At 71.0% G+C, this 19360-nt stretch carries 21 protein-coding genes and 2 tRNA genes; 14 read left to right on the top strand and 9 right to left on the bottom strand.

Going from position 1 to position 19360, the window contains the following annotated elements; genetic code table 11:
* Window positions 1-2 precede the first annotated feature (2 nt).
* The 4 genes from ABD194_RS06435 to pepN form a co-directional block, all read right to left on the bottom strand.
* Window positions 3-581, bottom strand: a complete 579-nt coding sequence (locus ABD194_RS06435; protein WP_343989199.1) for a hypothetical protein — start codon at window positions 579-581, stop codon at window positions 3-5.
* Between the two features lie 136 nt (window positions 582-717).
* A complete protein-coding gene (locus ABD194_RS06430; RefSeq protein ID WP_343989197.1) occupies window positions 718-1104 on the bottom strand; it encodes a globin in 387 nt (128 codons plus the stop codon).
* Between the two features lie 97 nt (window positions 1105-1201).
* Window positions 1202-2125, bottom strand: coding sequence for a mechanosensitive ion channel family protein (locus tag ABD194_RS06425; protein WP_343989195.1), 924 nt, complete (start codon window positions 2123-2125; stop codon window positions 1202-1204).
* 197 nt (window positions 2126-2322) lie between these two features.
* A complete protein-coding gene (gene pepN, locus ABD194_RS06420) occupies window positions 2323-4902 on the bottom strand; it encodes an aminopeptidase N (protein WP_343989193.1) in 2580 nt (859 codons plus the stop codon).
* A gap of 149 nt (window positions 4903-5051) precedes the next feature.
* On the opposite strand from pepN, the gene ABD194_RS06415 reads away from it, so the two are divergent.
* The 4 genes from ABD194_RS06415 to trmB are packed head-to-tail and all read left to right on the top strand — an operon-like array spanning window position 5052 to window position 8213.
* The gene (locus tag ABD194_RS06415) at window positions 5052-5699 is read left to right on the top strand and encodes a mycothiol-dependent nitroreductase Rv2466c family protein (RefSeq protein ID WP_343989191.1); all 648 of its coding nucleotides are present in this window, start codon (window positions 5052-5054) and stop codon (window positions 5697-5699) included.
* Between the two features lie 44 nt (window positions 5700-5743).
* Window positions 5744-6229: a ribose-5-phosphate isomerase gene (locus tag ABD194_RS06410; protein WP_343989189.1), complete on the top strand. Its 486-nt coding sequence runs from the start codon at window positions 5744-5746 to the stop codon at window positions 6227-6229.
* Window positions 6230-6270: 41 nt separating this feature from the next.
* Complete coding sequence (locus ABD194_RS06405; RefSeq protein WP_343989187.1) at window positions 6271-7386, top strand: PP2C family protein-serine/threonine phosphatase; 1116 nt, start codon at window positions 6271-6273, stop codon at window positions 7384-7386.
* A 59-nt stretch (window positions 7387-7445) separates the two neighbouring features.
* Complete coding sequence (gene trmB, locus ABD194_RS06400) at window positions 7446-8213, top strand: tRNA (guanosine(46)-N7)-methyltransferase TrmB (protein ID WP_343989185.1); 768 nt, start codon at window positions 7446-7448, stop codon at window positions 8211-8213.
* A 67-nt stretch (window positions 8214-8280) separates the two neighbouring features.
* Here the strand turns inward: trmB and ABD194_RS06395 are convergent.
* Window positions 8281-8357: transfer RNA gene (locus ABD194_RS06395), tRNA-Pro, on the bottom strand.
* A gap of 148 nt (window positions 8358-8505) precedes the next feature.
* On the opposite strand from ABD194_RS06395, the gene ABD194_RS06390 reads away from it, so the two are divergent.
* Window positions 8506-8576 (top strand) — tRNA-Gly (locus ABD194_RS06390).
* Window positions 8577-8681: 105 nt separating this feature from the next.
* Here ABD194_RS06390 and ABD194_RS06385 read toward each other — a convergent pair.
* Window positions 8682-9632, bottom strand: coding sequence for a DUF1996 domain-containing protein (locus ABD194_RS06385; protein ID WP_343989183.1), 951 nt, complete (start codon window positions 9630-9632; stop codon window positions 8682-8684).
* A 117-nt stretch (window positions 9633-9749) separates the two neighbouring features.
* Here ABD194_RS06385 and ABD194_RS06380 point away from each other — a divergent pair, with 117 nt between their 5' ends.
* Complete coding sequence (locus ABD194_RS06380) at window positions 9750-10046, top strand: DUF2087 domain-containing protein (RefSeq protein ID WP_343989181.1); 297 nt, start codon at window positions 9750-9752, stop codon at window positions 10044-10046.
* A gap of 38 nt (window positions 10047-10084) precedes the next feature.
* On the opposite strand, the gene ABD194_RS06375 is transcribed toward ABD194_RS06380, so the two are convergent.
* Entirely contained in the window at window positions 10085-10600 is a 516-nt protein-coding gene (locus ABD194_RS06375; protein ID WP_343989179.1) for a hypothetical protein, read from the bottom strand.
* A gap of 139 nt (window positions 10601-10739) precedes the next feature.
* Here ABD194_RS06375 and tig point away from each other — a divergent pair, with 139 nt between their 5' ends.
* The 8 genes from tig (at window position 10740) to ABD194_RS06335 (ending at window position 17421) form a co-directional block, all read left to right on the top strand.
* Window positions 10740-12089 carry a trigger factor gene (gene tig, locus ABD194_RS06370; RefSeq protein WP_343989177.1) on the top strand — a complete coding sequence of 450 codons (1350 nt, stop codon included), beginning with the start codon at window positions 10740-10742 and terminating at the stop codon, window positions 12087-12089.
* Between the two features lie 166 nt (window positions 12090-12255).
* Window positions 12256-12552: a hypothetical protein gene (locus ABD194_RS06365; protein WP_343989175.1), complete on the top strand. Its 297-nt coding sequence runs from the start codon at window positions 12256-12258 to the stop codon at window positions 12550-12552.
* A 218-nt stretch (window positions 12553-12770) separates the two neighbouring features.
* Window positions 12771-13409 (top strand): ATP-dependent Clp protease proteolytic subunit, encoded by a 639-nt coding sequence (locus ABD194_RS06360; protein ID WP_343989173.1) that lies wholly within the window; start codon window positions 12771-12773, stop codon window positions 13407-13409.
* Between the two features lie 33 nt (window positions 13410-13442).
* Window positions 13443-14096 carry an ATP-dependent Clp protease proteolytic subunit gene (locus ABD194_RS06355; RefSeq protein WP_343989171.1) on the top strand — a complete coding sequence of 218 codons (654 nt, stop codon included), beginning with the start codon at window positions 13443-13445 and terminating at the stop codon, window positions 14094-14096.
* 115 nt (window positions 14097-14211) lie between these two features.
* Complete coding sequence (locus ABD194_RS06350; protein WP_343989169.1) at window positions 14212-14466, top strand: acyl-CoA-binding protein; 255 nt, start codon at window positions 14212-14214, stop codon at window positions 14464-14466.
* Between the two features lie 402 nt (window positions 14467-14868).
* Window positions 14869-15276, top strand: coding sequence for a hypothetical protein (locus ABD194_RS06345; protein ID WP_343989167.1), 408 nt, complete (start codon window positions 14869-14871; stop codon window positions 15274-15276).
* Window positions 15277-15447: 171 nt separating this feature from the next.
* Window positions 15448-16725, top strand: coding sequence for an ATP-dependent Clp protease ATP-binding subunit ClpX (gene clpX, locus ABD194_RS06340; protein WP_343989165.1), 1278 nt, complete (start codon window positions 15448-15450; stop codon window positions 16723-16725).
* Window positions 16726-16824: 99 nt separating this feature from the next.
* The gene (locus ABD194_RS06335; protein ID WP_343989163.1) at window positions 16825-17421 is read left to right on the top strand and encodes a hypothetical protein; all 597 of its coding nucleotides are present in this window, start codon (window positions 16825-16827) and stop codon (window positions 17419-17421) included.
* Between the two features lie 29 nt (window positions 17422-17450).
* Here ABD194_RS06335 and ABD194_RS06330 read toward each other — a convergent pair whose 3' ends face one another.
* Entirely contained in the window at window positions 17451-18041 is a 591-nt protein-coding gene (locus ABD194_RS06330) for a hypothetical protein (protein WP_343989161.1), read from the bottom strand.
* 2 nt (window positions 18042-18043) lie between these two features.
* Window positions 18044-19357, bottom strand: a complete 1314-nt coding sequence (locus tag ABD194_RS06325) for a DUF58 domain-containing protein (RefSeq protein WP_343989159.1) — start codon at window positions 19355-19357, stop codon at window positions 18044-18046.
* Between the last annotated feature and the right edge of the window lie 3 nt (window positions 19358-19360).

Raw genomic sequence — 19360 nt, 5'->3', positions numbered from 1 at the left:
ACTCAGCGGTGGTCACCCCCCATGCCGATGACCCCTGCCTGCGCGGCCTTCTTCACCGCATCGGCCTCTGCCTGGGTCAGTTTGCCGTCCTTGACCGCCTGCGCGAGTCGGTCGTCGAACGACTTCTGCCGCTCGGCCCGGTGGGCGGCCCGCACGTCGGCGATGGCGGCCTTCACCTTGGCCATGTCCACACCGAGCTTGGCCGCGAGCTTGGTCGCCACCTCGTCCTGCAGCGAGGCGCGGTCGGGCCTGGTGCCGGCGGCGCGTCCGGCCCTCAGCTCTGCGCGTACGGCCCTGAGCGCGTCCGCCAGCTTGGCCTGGTCGACACCGAGCTTCGTGGCGAGGGCGGACAGGTCCGCCCGCATGCCCATCATCCGGCCCGGGCCACCGTGGCGTGCTCCGGGTCCCCAACCGTGCCCTTGACCGGCCGCCGGAGTGCCCGGGGTCGTCGTCGCGGTGGGGGACGGGGTCGGGGCGGCGGCGTCGTCCGCGCGCGCGACCTGTGACACGCCGAGCCCGATGACTGCCGCTGCCGCGCCGGCAGCAGCCACGCCGGCCATCTTCCTGTTCACCGAGAGCATGCCGGTCCTCCGTCTCCACCGTCGGGGCGCGAGTGAGCAGCCCCGCCTGACGGACCCACACAACACCATGGCCCCCGTCCACAGGCCGTGAAGCACCTGTGACTTGCTGTGAGATCCCGGGACGGTGGGTTGCCGCTCAGAACGTGCCGTCGGGTCCCGGGGCGTTGACGAGGGAGTATGCCGCTCGCGTGAGGTAGTCGCGCAGCCGGTCGTCGTTCTCGGGGGAGAGGCCGAGGGTGTCGACGGCGTTCATCATGTGCAGGATCCAGCGGTCGCGCATGTCGGGCGTGACCTGGAAGGGCACGTGGCGCATCCGCAGCCGGGGGTGTCCACGCTGCTCCGAGTAGGTCGTGGGGCCGCCCCAGTACTGCTCGAGGAACATGCGCAGGCGCTCCTGCGCCGGGCCGAGGTCCTGCTCGGGGTAGAGCGCCCGCAGCGGCTCGTCCTCGGCGACACCGCGGTAGAACTCCGCCACGAGCTTCGTGAAGGTCTCGTGGCCGCCGAAGTCGTCGTAGTACGTCACCCGGCCAAGTCTCCCAGAGCCGCGAGTCCGGACAGCGCCGGGACCAGGGCAGACGGGGGCAGGAGGGGCGAGTCTCGCCGTGACCGGGCCGGGAGGGTCACCGCGGCGCAGCGCCGCCGTAGGGCGGCATGACGGGCAGCGGGCTACGCACGCCGGCGCGGTCGAGGCCCACCTTGATGCGCTCGCGCATGTCGCGCTGGACGCCGAACTGCTCGTTGGCGACCGTCTTGGCGGTGATCCGGATCGTGATGGCCCCGTTGGCGATCGACTCGACGCCGGCGACCGTCGGCTCCTCGAGCAGGATGTCCTTGAACGCCTCGTCGTCGTCCATGACGCTGACGACGTCGCGAATGACCGAGATCGCCTTCTCCACGTCCTGGTCGTAGGCGATGGGGATGTCGACGAGCGCCGTGGACCAGCCCTGGGTCTTGTTGCCGATGCGGACGATCTCGCCGTTGCGGACGTACCACGTCATGCCGGTGCCGTCGCGCAGCTGGGTGACGCGCAGCGAGACGTTCTCGACCGTGCCGACCACCTCGCCCGTGTCGATGACGTCGCCCACGCCGTACTGGTCCTCGACGATCATGAAGACGCCCGAGAGGAAGTCCTTAACGAGGCTCTGGGCCCCGAAGGCGAGCGCCACGCCGCCGACGCCCGCGGACGTGAGGACCGGGGTCAGTGGGATGCCGACGAGCGACATCACCGTCAGCGCGGTGACACCGAAGATGACGAACGTCGTGATGCTCTTGAGCAGCGCGCCCATCGTCCTCGTGCGCTGGACGTGGCGGGCGTTCGCTGCGCCGAGCGAGCTCGACGCGCGCCGGCCGTTGAGGATGCCCGCCAGGCGTTCGGCCCGCTTGGAGGCTGCCGTCGCGACGACGCGGTTGATGAGCCGTCGCATCGCCCAGAGGGCGAGGAAGCCGATGACGATCGTCACGAGGACGAGCAGCGGCGTGCCGACGAGCCAGTCGGCGACGCCGCTCCAGCTCAGCTGGCGCAGGTCGGACATCGAGAGGTTCACGGGCAGCTCCGGGGAGGGAGACGGGCTCGGGGGTGGCGTCGGTGGCGGCGTCGGAGCGGCTGAGGCTGGCAAGGCGAGGGCGGTCAGGGTCGTGAAGGCGTCGAACACAGAGTCTCTGTCGGGAACGGGGGCGGAACAGGTGCTGGGAGTGGCTGGCGGGTGCGGGACCGGCGTGGTGCGCCGGTCCCGCACCGGGGTCAGCTGCGGCGGTCGCGCTCCTGCGCGAGCAGCGCGCGCCCGATGGTGTCACGGTTCTCGGCGACGGTGCGAACGAGGCCGGGGGCCGCGTCGGCGTGGGCGGCGAGCCAGGCGTCCGAGGCGTCCTTGAGCTCCTGGCTCGCGAGCGCGAACGGGTAGAACCCGCCGACGACGCGTTCGCCGATGGCCACGCTGCGCTCGGCCCAGGCGTCGACGAGCATCGCGTGGTACTTCTCCACGTAGGGCTCGAGCAGCGAGAGGTCGGTGCTGCGACGGAACCCCGCGCTGACCGCCTCGACCATCTGGTTGGGCAGGTCGTTGCGGTCGACGGCCTTGGCCCACGCGTCGGCCTTCGCCTCGGCGGTGGGCCGGGCGGCCAGCGCCTCGGCGGCACGCTCCCGGCCCGTGGAGGTCGGGTCGCGGTCGAGCTCGGCGGCGATCTCCAGCTCGTCCGCCGCGCCCAGGGCCGCCAGGGCCTTCGTGAAGGTCCAGCGCAGCTCCGTGTCGACGCTGAGGCCCGGGAGGGACTCCTCGCCCGTGAGCAGCGCCCGCAGCCGGCCCTCGTCGGCCGGGTCGGCGGTGCTGCCGGCCCACGCCTCGACGAGCTGGAACTGGGCGTCGCTGCCGGCCTCGGCGGACTCGGCGAGCGAGCGCAGCGACGACGACAGCAGCGCCGAGACCTCGGAGCGGTGCTCCGGGGCGGTGTAGAGCCGTGCGGCCGTGGACGCCTGGCCCAGCAGGACGCGCAGGAGGGTGGAGTCGGTCTCGCCCGGCAGCGACTCGAGCACGAAGCGCACGAAGTCACGCGCCGGCATCTCGGCGTCGCGGGTCATGTCCCAGGTCGCACCGAGGACGAGGGAGCGCGGCAGCGAGTCGGGAAAGCCCCGCGGGAGCGACAGCGCCGTCGCGAGGGAGCGCTCGTCGAGGCGGATCTTGCCGTAGGCGAGGTCGTCGTCGTTGAGCAGCAGCAGGTCGGGCTGCTCCTGGCCGACCAGCTCGGCGATGTCGCTGCGCTCACCGGCGATGTCGACCTCGTCGTAGCCGATGCGCTCCAGCACGTCGCCCTCGGCGCCGGTCGCGCTCCGGACGGCATACCGCCCGATGCCGATGCGGTGCGGACGCAGCGTCGGGTGCTCGGCGGTCGCGGACTGCGTGATGGCGAACGAGCTGTAGCGGCCCTCGCCGTCGACCTCGAAGACGGGGCGCAGGGTGTTGACGCCGGCCGTCTCGAGCCAGAGCTTGCTCCACTCGGTCAGCTCGCGGCCCGAGGACTTCTCGAGCTCGCCGAGCAGGTCGGCGAGGGTCGTGTTGCCCCAGGCGTGCTTCTTGAAGTACTCGCGCAGCGCGGCGACGAAGGGCTCCCGGCCGACGTACGCGACGAGCTGCTTGAGCACGGACGCGCCCTTCGCGTACGTGATGCCGTCGAAGTTGACCTCGACGTCCTCGAGGTGGCGCATGTCGGCGGCGATCGGGTGCGTCGAGGAGAGCTGGTCCTGCGTGTAGGCCCACGCCTTCTCGGCAGTGCCGAAGGTCGTCCACGCGCTCGTCCACTCGGTCGCCTCGGCCTGGCACGTCGTCGACGCCCACTCGGCGAAGGATTCGTTGAGCCAGAGGTCGTCCCACCACTTCATCGTCACGAGGTTGCCGAACCACATGTGGGCCAGCTCGTGCAGGATCGTCAGGGCGCGGCGCTCGATCTTGGCCTCGGAGACCTTGGAGCGGAAGACGTAGACCTCGACGAAGGTCACGGCGCCGGCGTTCTCCATCGCGCCCATGTTGTACTCGGGCGTGAAGATCTGGTCGTACTTCTCGAAGGGGTAGGGCTGGTCGAACTCCTCCTCGAAGAAGGCGAAGCCCTTCTTGGTGCAGTCGAAGATGTTGTCGGCATCGAGGTACTGGGTCAGCGACCTGCGGCAGAAGACACCGAGGGGCACGACGCCCTTGCGCGTCTGCACCTCGTCGCGGACCTCGTCGTACGGGCCGGCGATGAGGGCCGTGATGTACGAGGAGATGCGCTGCGTGGGCTCGAAGGACCAGGTGGCGCGCTCGACGCCGTCGGCGACGCCCGCCGGCTGCGGCTCGGGGGTGGGGGAGTTGGAGATGACCTTCCAGTGCGCGGGCGCAGTCACGGTGAAGCGGAAGGAGGCCTTGAGGTCGGGCTGCTCGAAGACCGCATACATGCGCCGGGAGTCCGGGACCTCGAACTGCGTGTAGAGGTAGACCTCGTTGTCGACGGGGTCGACGAAGCGGTGCAGGCCCTCACCGGTGTTGGTGTAGCGGCCGGTGGCATCGACGGTCAGCTCGTTGACGGCCGCGAGGCCAGGGAGCGCGATGCGGGAGTCCGCGAAGACCTGCGCCGGGTCGAGGTCGACACCGTTGAGCGTGACCCGCTCGACGGAGTCGGCGATGAGGTCGATGAAGGAGTCGGCGCCCTCCTCGGAGCAGCTGAACCGCACGGTGGTGACCGTGTGGAAGTTCTCCGGACCCGTCGTGAGGTCGAGGCGGACGTCGTAGGAGTCGACGCGCAGGATGCTGGCGCGGGCCGCCGCCTCGTCGCGGGTCAGGTTCTTGCCGGGCACGTGGAGACCTCCTGGGAAGGGTGCTGGGGCGCGACGCAGCATCGCTCGGACGGCGTCGTCGCGGGCCATCCTCGCACGGAAGCCCGGGCGGTCCACCACCGGATTTGCCCCCTCTTCGCCACTTCGGTGACAGTGCCATGATGGGCGACATGGCCGATGCGAACGACACCACCGACACCACCCGCGACACCGACCGCGACGCCGTCGAGATGTGGTTCGACCCGATGTGCCCGTGGGCGTGGATGACCTCGCGCTGGCTCATGGAGGTCGAGAAGCTGCGCGACATCGAGGTCACCTGGTCGGTCATGAGCCTCGCCGTCCTCAACGAGCACCGCCACGACCTCGACGCCGCCTACCGCGCCCGCATGGACGAGGCGTGGGGCCCGGTGCGGGTGATCATCGCCGCGGCGGAGGCCCACGGCCCGTCGGTCGTCAAGCCGCTCTACGACGCCATGGGCACCCGCATCCACCTGCGCCGGATGAACGACTTCGACCAGGTCGTCCGCGAGTCCCTCGAGGAGGTCGGCCTCCCGGCGACCTTGGCCAAGGAGGCCCACCACAAGAAGTTCGACGCCGCGCTGCACCGCAGCCACAAGCGGGGGATCAGCCTCGTCGGCACCGACGTCGGTACCCCGATCATCGCGGTCAACGGCGTGGCGTTCTTCGGTCCGGTGGTGACGCCCGCCCCGAAGGGCGAGGATGCGGCCCGCCTGTGGGACGGCTGCGTGCTCGTGGCCGGGACCCCCGGCTTCTTCGAGCTCAAGCGCAGCCGCACCGAGGGCCCCATCTTCGACTGACACCAGCCACCCACCACCAACCCACCACCCGACCAAGGACGGACATGCGCATCCACATCGGCGGCGACCACGCGGCATACGACCTCCACCAGACTCTCGTCACGCACCTGCGCGAGGCCGGGCACGAGGTCGTCGACCACGGCCCCTTCGCCTACGACGCGCAGGACGACTACCCGGTCTTCGTCCTGCGCGCCGCCGAGGCCGTGGCGGCGGATGAGGGCTCTCTCGGCGTCGTCCTCGGCGGGTCCGGCAACGGCGAGCAGATCGCCGCCAACAAGGTCACCGGCATCCGGGCGGCGCTGGCCTACAGCGCAGAGCTCGCGAGCCTCGCCCGCGAGCACAACAACGCGCACGTCGTCTCGATCGGCGCCCGCTTCACGACCGACGAGGTCGCCAAGCAGATCGTCGACACGTTCGTGTCGACGGAGTTCAGCGACGAGGCGCGGCACTCCCGGCGTCTGGGTATGGTCAGCGCGTACGAGAGCACCGGAGAACTGCCGTCCCTGCCCGAGTCGGACGAGGCGCGCTGACGCGTCCCTTCCGCCCGTCCCGATCTGCGCAAGGGAGGCACGTGGTCCTCGACGACAGCATCGTGTCCCGCCGTCGGCGCATCGCGCCCGGGCCGCTGCGCCGGGTCCGCCGGCTGGGAGCATGGCTCACGCGCGCGCCGTGGACCATGGTCGGCGGTTTCGTGCTGCTGATCGCGCTCGCCACCGCCGCGATCCTCGCGTGGCCCAACACGGTCCCGTGGGGCATCTACGGGTTGGTCGTCGTGGCCGCGGGGCTCTTCCTCGAGCCCCGCTTCCTGCTCGTGGTCTACATCGCGCTCTTCCTCGCCCTAGCCGTCACGGGGGCCTACCTCGGCGGATCGAAGAGCGCCACCCTCGGCGCCCAGGTCGTCACCGTCGTGATGATGCTGCTGATGATCTGGCTCTCGCACGCGCGCGCCCAGGTGGGCGTGGTCGGTGTCAGCGGCGAGTCGATGCTCGTCGACATGCGTGACCGGCTCAGGGCGCAGGGTGAGCTGCCGCCGCTGCCGCCGTCGTGGCAGGCGGAGGTCGCGCTCGAGTCGGCCTACGGCGACGGCTTCGCGGGTGACTTCGTCGTGGCGAGCCGGTCCACCGACGGCCGCATGCTCGAGGTGGCGCTCGTCGACGTCTCGGGGAAGGGCCGCGAGGCCGGCACCCGTTCGCTCCTGCTCTCCGGGGCCCTCGGCGGCCTGCTGGGGGAGATGAGCGAGGAGAGCTTCCTGTCCTCGGCCAACAACCACCTGCTCCGCCTGCGGTGGGACGAGGGCTTCGCCACCGCCGTCCACGTGGCGGTCGACCTCGAGACCGGCCGGTTCACGATCGGCTACGCCGGCCACCCTGCCGCAGCACAGTTCGCCGCGGGCTCCGGCCGGTGGCGGATGCTGTCCGGCGGGCGCGGCCCGTTGCTCGGGATCATCGACAGCGCCGTCTACCCGCGAGAGGTCGGGACGCTGCGCCGCGGCGACGCGCTCGTGCTCTACAGCGACGGCGTCATCGAGGCCCGCGACAAGACGCTCGTCGACGGCATCGACCGCATGCTGGGGCGGGCCGAGTCGTTCATCCGCACCGGGTTCGAGGGGCTGGCCCAACGGCTGTGCGACCAGGCGGCCGCCGGACTCGGGGACGACCGGGCCGTCGTCACCATCTGGCGCACCTGACACGTCGGTGGCGTATGCCTGCGGCGAGGCGGGCGCCGGCCGCTCACTACGATGCCGGGGTGAGTGACCAGCCAGACCCAGCCGACTCGGCGCCCACCCCGACTCCCCAGACCACCGCCCGGACCCACGGACCCGACCGCAGGCAGCACGTGGTGCCCGACCTGCCGCCGGGCGTGACGCCGGCGCGCGTGCGCTCGTTCGTGCGCCGGGGCCGGCTCTCCTCGCTGACCAGGGACCGGGTCGAGCGCCTCGCGCCGACGCGTGCGCTGCCCGAGGGGCGCTTCGACGCCGCAACGACATTCGGTCGCAGCGCCCCGGTGGTCCTCGAGATCGGATGCGGCCACGGACACGCGGCCATCGCGTATGCCGCTGCCTTCCCCGAGCACGACATCGTCGCCATGGACGTGCACACCCCCGGGCTGGCCCGCATGCTCGCGAACGCCGACGAGGCGGGCGTGCCGAACCTGCGTGTCGAGATCGGTGACGCCGTGCTGTTCCTCGAGGAACGCGTCGACGACGCCACGTTCGACGCCGTCCACCTCTTCTTCCCCGACCCGTGGCGCAAGAAGAAGCACACCAAGCGACGCTTCGTCAGCCCCGCCAACCTCGACCTGCTCGCGCGGGTGCTGAAGCCCGGCGGTCACGTGCTCGTCGCCACCGACCAGGACTTCTACGCCCAGCACGTTCTCGCCGAGGTGGGTGCGCACCCCCGGTTCGAGGTGCGCCGGACCGAGCGGCCGCAGTGGCGGCCGCGCAACGGCTTCGAGGCCAAGGGGATCGCCGCGGGGCGCACCATCAACGAGCTGCGCCTCGACCGGTTGCCCTGAGCCCACGGCACGAGGGGGAGACGCGCCGGCACCCGGTGCCGACCGGTCTCCCCCCCTCATGTCTCGGTGGTCGGGGTGACAGGATTTGAACCTGCGGCCCTTGCGTCCCAAACGCAATGCGCTACCAAGCTGCGCCACACCCCGCGGTCGTCGAATCGTAGCGGACGAGCGGCACTGCGACCGCGCCGTTGCCCGCACGCCGCCGGCGTCCGCCCGCTCGAGGGTGTCGATTTCGAAGGACCGGACGCGACCCAGTAGGGTGGCGCGCAGGCCATCGGATGACCGAGGCCCTGCGGGCGTAGCTCAATGGTAGAGCCTCAGTCTTCCAAACTGATTACGCGAGTTCGATTCTCGTCGCCCGCTCCGGATCCCGAGCGCTGCTCCGCCGCGCCGAACCGATCACGCGTCGCAGACGACGAGAGCCCCGCCCACCGATGGTGAGCGGGGCTCTCGTGGCAACAGGTCAGGTCACGGGTCGCACTTGGAGGTGCTGTAGGCGCTCGTCTGGGAGACGACGCACGTCTTGAGGAAGTCCCCGAACTCCTTGTCCCGCCACGTCTGCCAGAAGTCGGCGTGCAGCGACCGGCCGTCGCTCGTGCCCATCATCTTGTCCGAGGACAGGGCCACGTCCGTGCCGTTGCCGACGTAGGGGAACTGGATGGTCTCCCGCAGCTCCGCCACGCCGATGGGGTGCGTCGCCGGGCACTTCTTGTTCACCGTGTACGCGTAGTGCGCGTTGTCCCGGGTGTCGCCGTTCTGGGTGGCCGTGTGGTTCGGCCTCACGCCGTCCCAGCAGGAGGGGAAGTCGATGTGTGCGGTGAGCGTGAGGCCGGGCTTGCCGGACAGGCCGGTGCAGTCCGGGATGCTCTGCACGGGCGCCGACCTGGCGCCGGACTTCATCCCGCACGACCAGTTGTAGCGAGTGCCGACCAGGCGGGTGTCGGCCGGGATGGGCTGTGCCGCACCGAAGGTCGTGCCCGCCGCGCTGCGGTAGTAGGCGGTGAACTGCTGGGCCGGCACGAGCTGGCCGGCCTTAGGCCCGGAGACGTAGCGGAGCGTGGGCGTCCAGTAGCCGGCCGAGTCGGCGCTGTAGGACAGGCCGAGGACCTTGCGGCAGTTGTTGGCCTTGCCGACGAGGTCGCCGTAGTTCGCGGCGTTGGGGTTGGCGAGGGAGTGCCAGGCGATGTTGCCGAAGAACTGGTGCTCGTGCATCGACGGGCCGGTGGCGTTGTGGTTGACGATCGGGTCGTAGTAGCCGATCGCCACGGCCGGTTGCCCCGAGACGTCGCACTTGACCTTGCCCAGGGCGGACGCCCCGGTGGCCGGCAGGAGGAGCGCCACGAGGAGGCCCAGGACGACGGCGACCGGCAGGAGCAGGCGCCGCCGGGTCGGGGTGGTGGGAGGGGTTGCATCGGTCATGCGGCCGAAGGCTACCCGACAACGTGTGATATGTACGACTTGTGCCGACGAGGTATGACGCGGTATCGGCACCAAAACGGCTGGACCTCCTGGGCGGTGCGTTCCTACCGTGGCTGCATGTTCCGGCCCGACCTGCACGATGCCCTGCGCGACCGCGACGCGGTGCTGCGCGCGTTCCTGGCTCCCGACGGCTCCCTGACGAGCATCCCCACGAAGATCCGCAAGCGCTTGGTCGTCCTCGACCTGCTGGCGCAGCAGTTCGAGCCGGGGGAGCGGTACGACGAGACAGAGGTCAACAACCGCCTGCGTGCCTTCCACCCCGACGTCGCGGCCCTGCGCCGCTACCTCGTCGAGGAGGGCTTCCTCGACCGCGCCGACGGTCGCTACTGGCGTGCGGGCGGCACGGTCGGCTGACCCGGCGATGTCGCACCGGGCAGACGCCCCTGCAGCGGTCAGCGGAAGCCGAGGGACTCGCTGAGCCAGCTCTCGGCGCCGTCGGCCTCGAGGCCGGCTTCGATGGCCGCGGCCGTGCGCGGGGACGGCCACCCGTGCACCCAGTAGAGGGCGAGGCCACCGGGCAGCGCGATGAGCAGCGGCAGCCACGAGTGCGGCTCGAACACGAACGAGCACGCGAAGGCCACGAGGACCGGGGCCTCGGCCAGAGCGGTGCGCAACGTCGTGGTCGAGGTGAAGTAGCGCAGGCTGGTGGCCTCGGCGTTCTCGCGCGGCAGGCCGTGCGGGAGGGACGGGACGGCATACCCGACCCAGCGGATGAGCGCCGCCGAGCCGACGAGCGTCGCCAGCACCAGCACGACGGCCCACACGGACGGCACCGCCACCGAGGGATCCACGACGATGCGCACCGCGCTGAGCATCAGCGCCCCCATGCCGACCGCGACGGACACGAGCTGGATCGGCCGCAGGGTGGCGTGCTCGGGCGAGGCGAAGGGGCCCGGAAGGCTGCTCATGGCCCCCGAGCATAGGCGGCGGCCACCCGTGGACCGTCCGCGCATTTAGCCATGGGGCGCGCGGCCTATAACATGGTGCGCTGGCCCGTCCGTTCACCGTCGACGACCACGTCGGCACCACCCAATGGAGTAACCCGCAGTGAAGAGTGCGCTCGAGACCCTCAGCCCGACCCGGGTCAAGATGACCGTCGAGGTCCCGTTCGAGGAGCTCAAGCCGAGCCTCGATGCGGCCATCAAGCACATCGGTGAGCACATCCAGGTGCCCGGCTTCCGCAAGGGCAAGGTGCCCGCCCGCATCATCGAGCAGCGCGTCGGTCGCGCCGCCGTCCTCGAGGAGGCCGTCAACAACGCCCTCCCGACCTTCTACGGCCAGGCCCTCGAGGAGAACGAGGTCCGCCCGCTCGGCCAGCCCGAGATCACCGACCTCAAGGTCCCGGCCACCGACGGCGAGGACTTCGTCTTCACCGCCGAGGTCGACCGTCGCCCCGAGATCGAGCTGCCCGACTTCAGCGGCATCGAGCTGACCGTCGACGAGGCCAAGGTCGAGGACGAGGCCGTCGAGCAGCGCCTCACCGACCTCCGCGCCCGCTTCGGCACCCTCAAGGGCGTCGACCGCGCCGTGCAGGACGGCGACTTCGTCTCCATCGACCTGTCCGCCGAGATCGACGGCGAGCAGATCGACGAGGTGACCGGCGTCTCCTACGAGGTCGGCAGCAAGAACATGCTCGAGGGCCTCGACGAGGCGCTCGTCGGCATGACGGCCGACGAGACCAAGCATTTCACCGCGCCCCTGGCCGGTGGCGAGCAGGAGGGCCGGGAGGCCAGCTGCACCGTCACCGTGACCGCCGTCAAGGAGCGCGAGCTGCCCGAGCTCGACGACGAGTTCGCCCAGCTGGCCTCCGAGTTCGACACGCTGGACGAGCTCAAGGCCGACCTCACCGCGAAGGCCGAGGTCGACGCCAAGTTCGCCCAGGGCGTCGCCGCCCGCGACAAGCTCCTCGAGGCCATCCTCGAGAAGGTCGAGGTGCCGATCCCCGAGAGCATCGTCGAGGCCGAGGTGCACAGCCACCTCGAGGGCGAGGGTCGCCTCGAGGACGACGAGCACCGTGCCGAGGTCGACGAGAGCACCCGCAAGGGTCTCAAGACCCAGCTGGTCCTCGACGCCATCGCCGAGAAGGAAGAGGTCAAGGTCGAGCAGCAGGAGCTCATCGAGTTCCTCGTCATGAGCTCGCAGCAGTACGGCATGGACCCCAACCAGTTCGCCCAGTCGCTCGACCAGGAGGGCCAGATCCCCGCCATGGTCGCCGAGGTCGCCCGCCGCAAGGCGTTGGCCACCGTCCTCGAGAAGGTTGCGGTGAAGGACACGGCGGGCAACGTCGTCGACCTCAACCAGGCCGTCCCCGGCACCGAGGGCGACGAGGACGAGGACGTCCAGGACGTCGCCGAGGGCACCGACGAGGCGGCTGCGGAGGAGAAGGCCGACGCCTGACCGTCTCCGCAGAGACTGCGAATGCCGCTGGGCCGGCTCCCGTTCGGGAGCCGGCCCTCGCGCGTCCCCGGAGGCGGGTGGGCCGGGGTTGCCGGCGGCGTCACCCGGGTAGGTGACGGGAGTCGTCGGCGCGACGACGTCCAGCACGACGAGCGAGGAGCCACGGATGAGCAACATCGACGAGTCGGGCGCCGGCATGGCGGACTCCGACATCAACAGCACTCACCCCGACGGCTCGGGCAGCGTCGACACGCAGAGCGCGGTGGAGGGGGCCTCGGGTGACGACGCGGGTCGCGGCAACCTCGACGGCAGCACCCCGGTGGCCGAGCCCCGCGGCCGCTCCCTCGACCAGGCCGGGTCCGAAGCGGGGGGCAACGGCTCCTTCGACGAGGCGGCGCCGGAGGAGAACGGCGCCGAGTCCGACGCCGTGGACGCGGGGCAGGACAACGGCCTGAACGAGTGACCGCCCGCTTCCACGGACCCCGCCCGGCGGCATACGCAGGCGGGGTCCGCCCTGCGCGGGCCCCTGTGGTTGCGTCGGACCGGCTCAGGTTTGTGCGCTCACGGCGAACACGGCGCGGTTCGGGAAATCTGCCCGAGGGGTCGGGCGTTAGGGTCAGTGACGAGCCAGCCGGCGCCACCTCCCGTGGGCAGAGGCTGGATTACTTCGACGATGGAGACATGGTGATTTCGGAGACCTCCGCCAACGGCAACGGCATGCCGGGTGGTCTGGACGACCACATCTACAACCGCCTGCTCAAGGAGCGGATCATCTTCCTCGGGTCGGACGTCCGCGACGACAACGCGAACGCCATCGCCGCGCAGCTGCTGCTGCTCTCGGCCGAGGACCCCGAGAAGGACATCTGGCTCTACATCAACAGCCCCGGCGGGTCGATCTCGGCCGGCATGGCCATCTTCGACACGATGAACTGGATCCCCAACGACGTCGCCACCGTCGCGATGGGCATGGCCGCCTCGATGGGCCAGTTCCTTCTCTCGGCCGGCACGAAGGGCAAGCGCTACGCCACGCCCCACGCCCGCGTCATGATGCACCAGCCCTCGGGCGGCATCGGCGGCACGGCCACCGACATCAAGATCCAGGCCGAGCAGATGCTCTACGTCAAGAAGCAGATGGCCCAGCTCATCGCCGAGCACACCGGCCAGACGCGCGACCAGATCGAGAAGGACTCCGACCGGGACCGCTGGTTCAGCGCGGAGGAGGCCAAGGACTACGGCTTCGTCGACCACGTCTTCAGCCGGTCCGACCAGGCGGTCGAGGGCAAGGGGGTCGGCCAGGCCGACGCCAAGGGCGAGAACTGACCGCGGCCTGACCAGGACTTGGAGAGCACAGACATGAACATCGAACCCACCAACCGCCTCGCGGTCGCCGCTCCGTCGAGCCGCTACATCCTGCCGCAGTTCGAGGAGCGCACCTCCTACGGCATGAAGCGGTCCGACCCCTACAACAAGCTCTTCGAGGACCGCATCATCTTCCTCGGCGTGCAGGTCGACGACGCGTCGGCCGACGACATCATCGCCCAGCTGCTCGTGCTGGAGTCGCTCGACCCCGACCGCGACATCCTCATGTACATCAACAGCCCCGGCGGCTCGTTCACCGCGATGACCGCGATCTACGACACGATGCAGTTCGTCCGGCCCGACATCCAGACGTTCGTCATCGGCCAGGCCGCATCGGCCGCAGCGGTGCTCCTCGGCGCCGGCGCGCCGGGCAAGCGCTTCGCCCTGCCCAACTCGCGCATCCTCATCCACCAGCCGGCGCTCTCGGGCGGCGACTACGGCCAGGCCTCCGACATCGAGATCCAGGCCAACGAGGTGCTGCGCATGCGCACCTGGCTCGAGGACACGCTGGCCAACCACACCGGCCGCACCTCCGAGCAGGTACGCAACGACATCGAGCGCGACAAGATCCTCTCCGCCGAGGACGCCAAGGACTACGGCCTCATCGACCAGGTCCTCGCCTCGCGCAAGGCGTCGCTGGAGGTCTGACCTGCCGCTCGCCTGTCGAGCGCGTATGCCGCAGGGCCGGGTTCCGCTGGAACCCGGCCCTGCGGCATACCTGCTTGGATGGGTCGAACCCGACATCGAGCATGGAGGCCCCGTCATGGCAAGTGCGGAGTTCGACCAGGCGGCCCAGGCCGTCAAGGAGCTCACGACCGACCCCGGCAACGAGGTGAAGCTGCGGCTCTACGGCCTGTTCAAGCAGGCCACGGAGGGTGACGTGACCGGCTCGCGGCCGGGCTTCACCAACCCGGTCGGGCGCCAGAAGTACGACGCCTGGGCCAAGCTGTCGGGCACCTCGCAAGAGGCGGCGCAGGAGCAGTACGTCGCGATCGTCCGCGACCTCACCTCCCCCTGACGCACTCCTCGAAGGCCCGTCGCCCGCCCAGCACCGCGCCATCTGGCGCGATGTCGTGCCCAGACCACGTCGACCGCCACATCAACGGACTACATGGCGGCGTGACGTCGCGTCCCCAAGCCGCCTAGCGGTGTCTCGGCCTGGGAGCTGCGCTCGGGGCGATACCGCCGGCTGGTGCGCGGCGTCTACGTCGCCACGGAGGTGCCGGAGACGCCCTTGGTGATGGCGGAAGCCGGCCTGCTCGTGGCCGGCGCGGGCAGTGTCGCCTCGCACCAGACGGCCGCCAGGGTTTGGGGTGGCGTAGTGCCGGACGACGGGCTGACCCACGTCACGTCGCCAAGGCGTCCACGCGGCAGCGGGATGACGGCCCACCGGCCGAAGCCGGGTCAGCGAGGATCGGTGGTGCGTGGCATCCCCCTCACGACCCCGACGTCGACGTTCCTCGACCTCAGCGACGAGCTCGGGCTCGCGGAGCCGGTGGTGCTGGGGGACTCGCTCGTCCGCGCAGGCCACGCCACTCCCCAGCGGCTGGTCGCGGCGGCCTCCGGCTACCGAGGCAAGGCGCGCCGCCACGCACGAAGGGCGGCGGCGCTGGTCAGGGCGGACGTCGACCCTCCCATGGAGACCCGCGCGCGGCTCCTCATGGTGCTCGCCGGTCTGCCGGAGCCCGTGGTCAACCACAAGGTCCGGGTGGCCCGACGGTGCCATCTGGTCGGGTGGCGAGGAGGACCATGCCCTGCCAGCGCAACGGCTCGCCAGGTGGCGTCACGCGGTGGTGCTGCGTGGAGAAGCGGTTGCCCGCGGGGCTGATTCGAGTGGATCGGTGTTCGAGTGACACGGCCGTCGTTTGTCCGCCATCAGCGGACAAACGGCGTTGCGCGAGCGGGGCTGCCCCTGGCCGTCGTCTAATAGGAGTCGGCCCCAGTCGGGGCCGGCCGGGTGCACCCCAGCGTTCGGCGCCGACGAACCAGGAGCAAATCGGTGGCACGCATCGGAGAAGGCGGAGACCTCCTCAAGTGCTCTTTCTGCGGGAAGAGCCAGAAGCAGGTCAAGAAGCTCATCGCCGGCCCGGGCGTCTACATCTGCGACGAGTGCATCGACCTCTGCAACGAGATCATCGAGGAGGAGCTCGCCGAGAGCAGCGAGCTGGGCCTCGACCACCTGCCCAAGCCGCGCGAGATCTTCGAGTTCCTCGAGAACTACGTCATCGGGCAGGACGTCGCGAAGAAGTCCCTGGCGGTCGCCGTCTACAACCACTACAAGCGCATCCAGGCCGGTGAGGGCGTCAAGCGCGACGACGACCACGTCGACATCGCCAAGTCCAACATCCTGCTCATCGGCCCCACCGGCTCCGGCAAGACGTACCTGGCGCAGACCCTCGCCAAGATGCTCAACGTCCCGTTCGCCATCGCGGACGCCACGGCCCTGACCGAGGCCGGCTACGTCGGCGAGGACGTCGAGAACATCCTGCTCAAGCTCATCCAGGCCGCCGACTACGACGTCAAGAAGGCCGAGACGGGCATCATCTACATCGACGAGGTCGACAAGATCGCCCGCAAGAGCGAGAACCCGTCCATCACGCGCGACGTGTCCGGTGAGGGCGTGCAGCAGGCGCTGCTCAAGATCCTCGAGGGCACGACGGCCTCGGTGCCTCCGCAGGGCGGCCGCAAGCACCCGCACCAGGAGTTCATCCAGATCGACACGACCAACGTGCTCTTCATCGTCGGTGGCGCCTTCGCCGGCCTCGAGAAGATCATCGAGTCGCGCTCCGGCCGCAAGGGCCTGGGCTTCGGCCAGCCGCTGCACAACCCCAAGGACCTCGTCGACAGCTTCTCCGACGTCATGCCGGAGGACCTGCTGAAGTTCGGCCTCATCCCCGAGTTCATCGGCCGCCTGCCGGTGCTGACGACGCTGGCCCCGCTCGACCAGCAGGCCCTCGTCAACATCCTCACCGTGCCGCGCAACGCGCTCGTCAAGCAGTACCAGAAGATGTTCGAGATCGACGGGGTCGACCTCGAGTTCACCGACGACGCCGTCACGGCCGTCGCCGACCAGGCCCTGCTGCGCGGCACCGGCGCCCGCGGCCTGCGCGCGATCATGGAGGAGGTCCTCCTCCCGGTGATGTTCGACGTGCCGAGCGACGACGAGATCGCTCGGGTGGTCGTGACGCGTGAGGTCGTCCTCGACAACGTCAACCCGACGATCGTGCGCCGTGAGGCCGAGCCGCGCGCTCGCCGCCCGCGCAAGGAGTCCGCCTGAGCGTGCGCGCCCTCGTCGCGGTGACCGCGTGGTCACAGGCGTGAGGCGGTCCTGACCGTGGCGGCTCCCTTCCGGCTCGTGGCGGGCCAGCAGGGACCCGTGCAGCAGACTGCGACCACCTGTGGCTCCGCGTCCCTCACGGTCGCCCGCATGCTCGCGGACCCGGCCTTCGCGCAGTGGGTCCGTGACGGCATACCCAGGCAGGCGAGCGACGGCGAGGCGCGCGACCGCCGCACCGCGGCCGAGCGCTTCGCCGCGTACGAACAGGTGGTCATGTCCCGGACCAACGCCCTCGTGGGCGCCGGGCGGCACCTGCAGCTTCCCTGGCCGCGTGCCCTCGGCACGCCGCCGTGGGGTGCCCAGGGTGAGCTCGAGCACGGCGCCGCCGAGCCGGGGGTCGACTACCACGTCACCTGGTTCCGCCACCGCGGCAGGCAGGGTCTCGAGCGTGCGTATGCCGCCCTCCGCGAGCGGGTGCGCGCCGGCCGTCCCGCGCTGCTCTACGTCGGCAACGCCTGGGCGCCGCGGCACGTCGTGCTCGTGCTGCCACCGACGGGTGAGCGCTCGTTCGACGTGTACGAACCGTCGGCTGGTGCCGTGGTCGACCTCCCGGAGCCCGCCTTCGTCGAGCGGCGGCTCGGCGTGGCCGGCTGGGACCTGCCCTGGGCCGCGGTCTGGCACCGTTCCCTCAGCTGACCCGGGTCACCCGTTCAGTCACTCCTCAGTCACTCGTGCTGGGCAGGTGGGCTCGTGCGGACCAGCCACAGGCCCACGGCGACGCCCCCGAGGCCGAGCACGTATGCCGCCGGGGCGATCCCCAGCGAGAACCCGGAGAGCACGCCGGCGAGGACCGCGACCGGCACGGCGGCCAGCAGGGCCACGGCCGTGTGGCGTGCCCACCTGCCCGCCGTCCGTGCAGTGAACGAGCCGGCGGGCGGCGACGACGCCGACAGCGCGGTCGCCGCGTGCGCGACGATGCACCCGGCCGCTGCCGGCAGGGACCACCAGGAGAAGCTGCCGGCCGGGCTCAGCGTGAACCACCCGTAGAGCAGCAGCGCCCAGTAGACCAGGGGTGCGGCCGAGCCGGCCCAGGCCATGGTCAGCAGGGGCAGCAGGACGAGGGCCCACCAGAGGCTGTCGAAGCCGCCGGCGGCGAGGTGGAGGCTGGCGAGGTAGACGAGCACGCCGCCCATCGCGGCCGCCGTCGCGCCGAGCTGGCTGATCGACCACTCGGGACCTGCGCCGAAGTGCAACGTGCGCCGGACGGGCGGTACGACGGCCGGCGTCGCGTGGGGCAGCGATTCGGCTGCGCCCATGGTCACCGCCTCGCCATCCGCGGCGCAGATGCCCGTCGCGCGATGTCACGCAGCACGAGGTCGAGGGAGCCCGGTCCCCGCCAGGGCACCACCGGGACGCCGCGCTGGCGCAGGCTGTGCACCTCCGCGTCGCGCGAGAGCAGCCGCATCCGCCAGGCGAGCGACTGGTAGACGTTGCCCGGGTCGGTGACGAGGTGCTCGGGGAAGGTGTCCACCACGACGACGGTCATGCCCCGCGCGGCGAGCCGGTGGGCAAGGCCCACCATCGTCGGGTCGATGAGCGGGGAGAGGACGAGGCACAGCGCCATGGGGTCGATGCCGCGCACGGCCTGCTCGCCGGTGTCGCGGCGCTCCGTGGCGGGGGAGATGGCCGCGAGGGTGTCGAGCACCCGCCTCAGGTGGTTCGTGCCGGAGCCGACGCCGAGGACGGGCACCTCGGCGGCGCCGACGGTGCGCAGCGTGAGCCGGTCGTTGCTGCGCAGGAAGTGCTCGCTGATGGCGCCGGCCGCCCGCACGGTGACGTCGAGGCTCGTGGGGCGGCCGTCGATGCCCTCGCGCGGGCCGAGGTCGCTGAAGCAGTCGACGAGCAGGAAGACGTGCGCGTCCTCGTCGGTGAAGGTGGAGGTGACGTGCAGTGCACCCGTGCGCATGGAGATCGGCCAGTGGATCCGGCGGAGGCGGTCGCCGGGATGGAAGGGCCGGACGGTGTTGAACTCCGAGCCGGATCCCGGCCGGTTGGAGCGGTTGAGGCCGACGATGCCTCTGGGGTGCGGCGTCGGCGCGCTCGCGTCGAAGGCAGCCGGCAGGGGCAGCGTGGCGGACTCGAGGTCAGGCAGGTCGACCGGCCCGGTGCGGAAGGCGCCCCACGTGCTGGCCAGGGCGATGCTCACCGTGCCGACGCGCCGGCGACCCCACCGCGTGGACCGCAGCCCCAGCGCGGCGACGCCGTCCTCGAGCTCCACGATCCCGCTCGAGGGCTTGCGCTCGACCCAGGGCGCCTGGGCCACGGTGACGACCCCGTGCACGTCCGCCAGCGCCGGCTCGGTGGTGACGCGGAGTCCCGTGGCGGTGCCCTCCCGGAGCGTCGTGTCGCCGAGCCGGGCGGTGCCGGTGACCTCCGTGCCGGGCCGGGCCAGGTGCCCCCACACCGCGGCGACGACGAGCGGCGTGACGATGACGAGCAGGTCCGCGCGTCGCCCGAGGACGGCCGCGATGGCGCCGGCCGCAGCCAGGATGACCGCGCGCTGGTGGGCAGCCGTGGGCTCCCACCCGCCGAGACGACGGGTGGCGACCTGTCGCGGACGCCAGGCGGGCACGAG

This window comes from Terrabacter terrae, from assembly GCF_039529575.1.
In the GTDB taxonomy this organism is placed as follows: Bacteria; Actinomycetota; Actinomycetes; order Actinomycetales; family Dermatophilaceae; genus Terrabacter; species Terrabacter terrae.
This window is presented reverse-complemented; position numbering and strand designations above follow the sequence as displayed.

Coding starts and splice junctions, on each gene's coding strand:
- ABD194_RS06330 (WP_343989161.1), bottom strand. CDS start 18,041: ATGGGCGCAGCCGAATCGCTGCCCCACGCGACGCCGGCCGTCGTACCG.
- ABD194_RS06365 (WP_343989175.1), top strand. CDS start 12,256: ATGAGCAACATCGACGAGTCGGGCGCCGGCATGGCGGACTCCGACATC.
- ABD194_RS06410 (WP_343989189.1), top strand. CDS start 5,744: ATGCGCATCCACATCGGCGGCGACCACGCGGCATACGACCTCCACCAG.
- ABD194_RS06435 (WP_343989199.1), bottom strand. CDS start 581: ATGCTCTCGGTGAACAGGAAGATGGCCGGCGTGGCTGCTGCCGGCGCG.
- ABD194_RS06385 (WP_343989183.1), bottom strand. CDS start 9,632: ATGACCGATGCAACCCCTCCCACCACCCCGACCCGGCGGCGCCTGCTC.
- ABD194_RS06375 (WP_343989179.1), bottom strand. CDS start 10,600: ATGAGCAGCCTTCCGGGCCCCTTCGCCTCGCCCGAGCACGCCACCCTG.
- ABD194_RS06350 (WP_343989169.1), top strand. CDS start 14,212: ATGGCAAGTGCGGAGTTCGACCAGGCGGCCCAGGCCGTCAAGGAGCTC.
- ABD194_RS06415 (WP_343989191.1), top strand. CDS start 5,052: ATGGCCGATGCGAACGACACCACCGACACCACCCGCGACACCGACCGC.
- ABD194_RS06380 (WP_343989181.1), top strand. CDS start 9,750: ATGTTCCGGCCCGACCTGCACGATGCCCTGCGCGACCGCGACGCGGTG.
- ABD194_RS06360 (WP_343989173.1), top strand. CDS start 12,771: ATGGTGATTTCGGAGACCTCCGCCAACGGCAACGGCATGCCGGGTGGT.
- ABD194_RS06355 (WP_343989171.1), top strand. CDS start 13,443: ATGAACATCGAACCCACCAACCGCCTCGCGGTCGCCGCTCCGTCGAGC.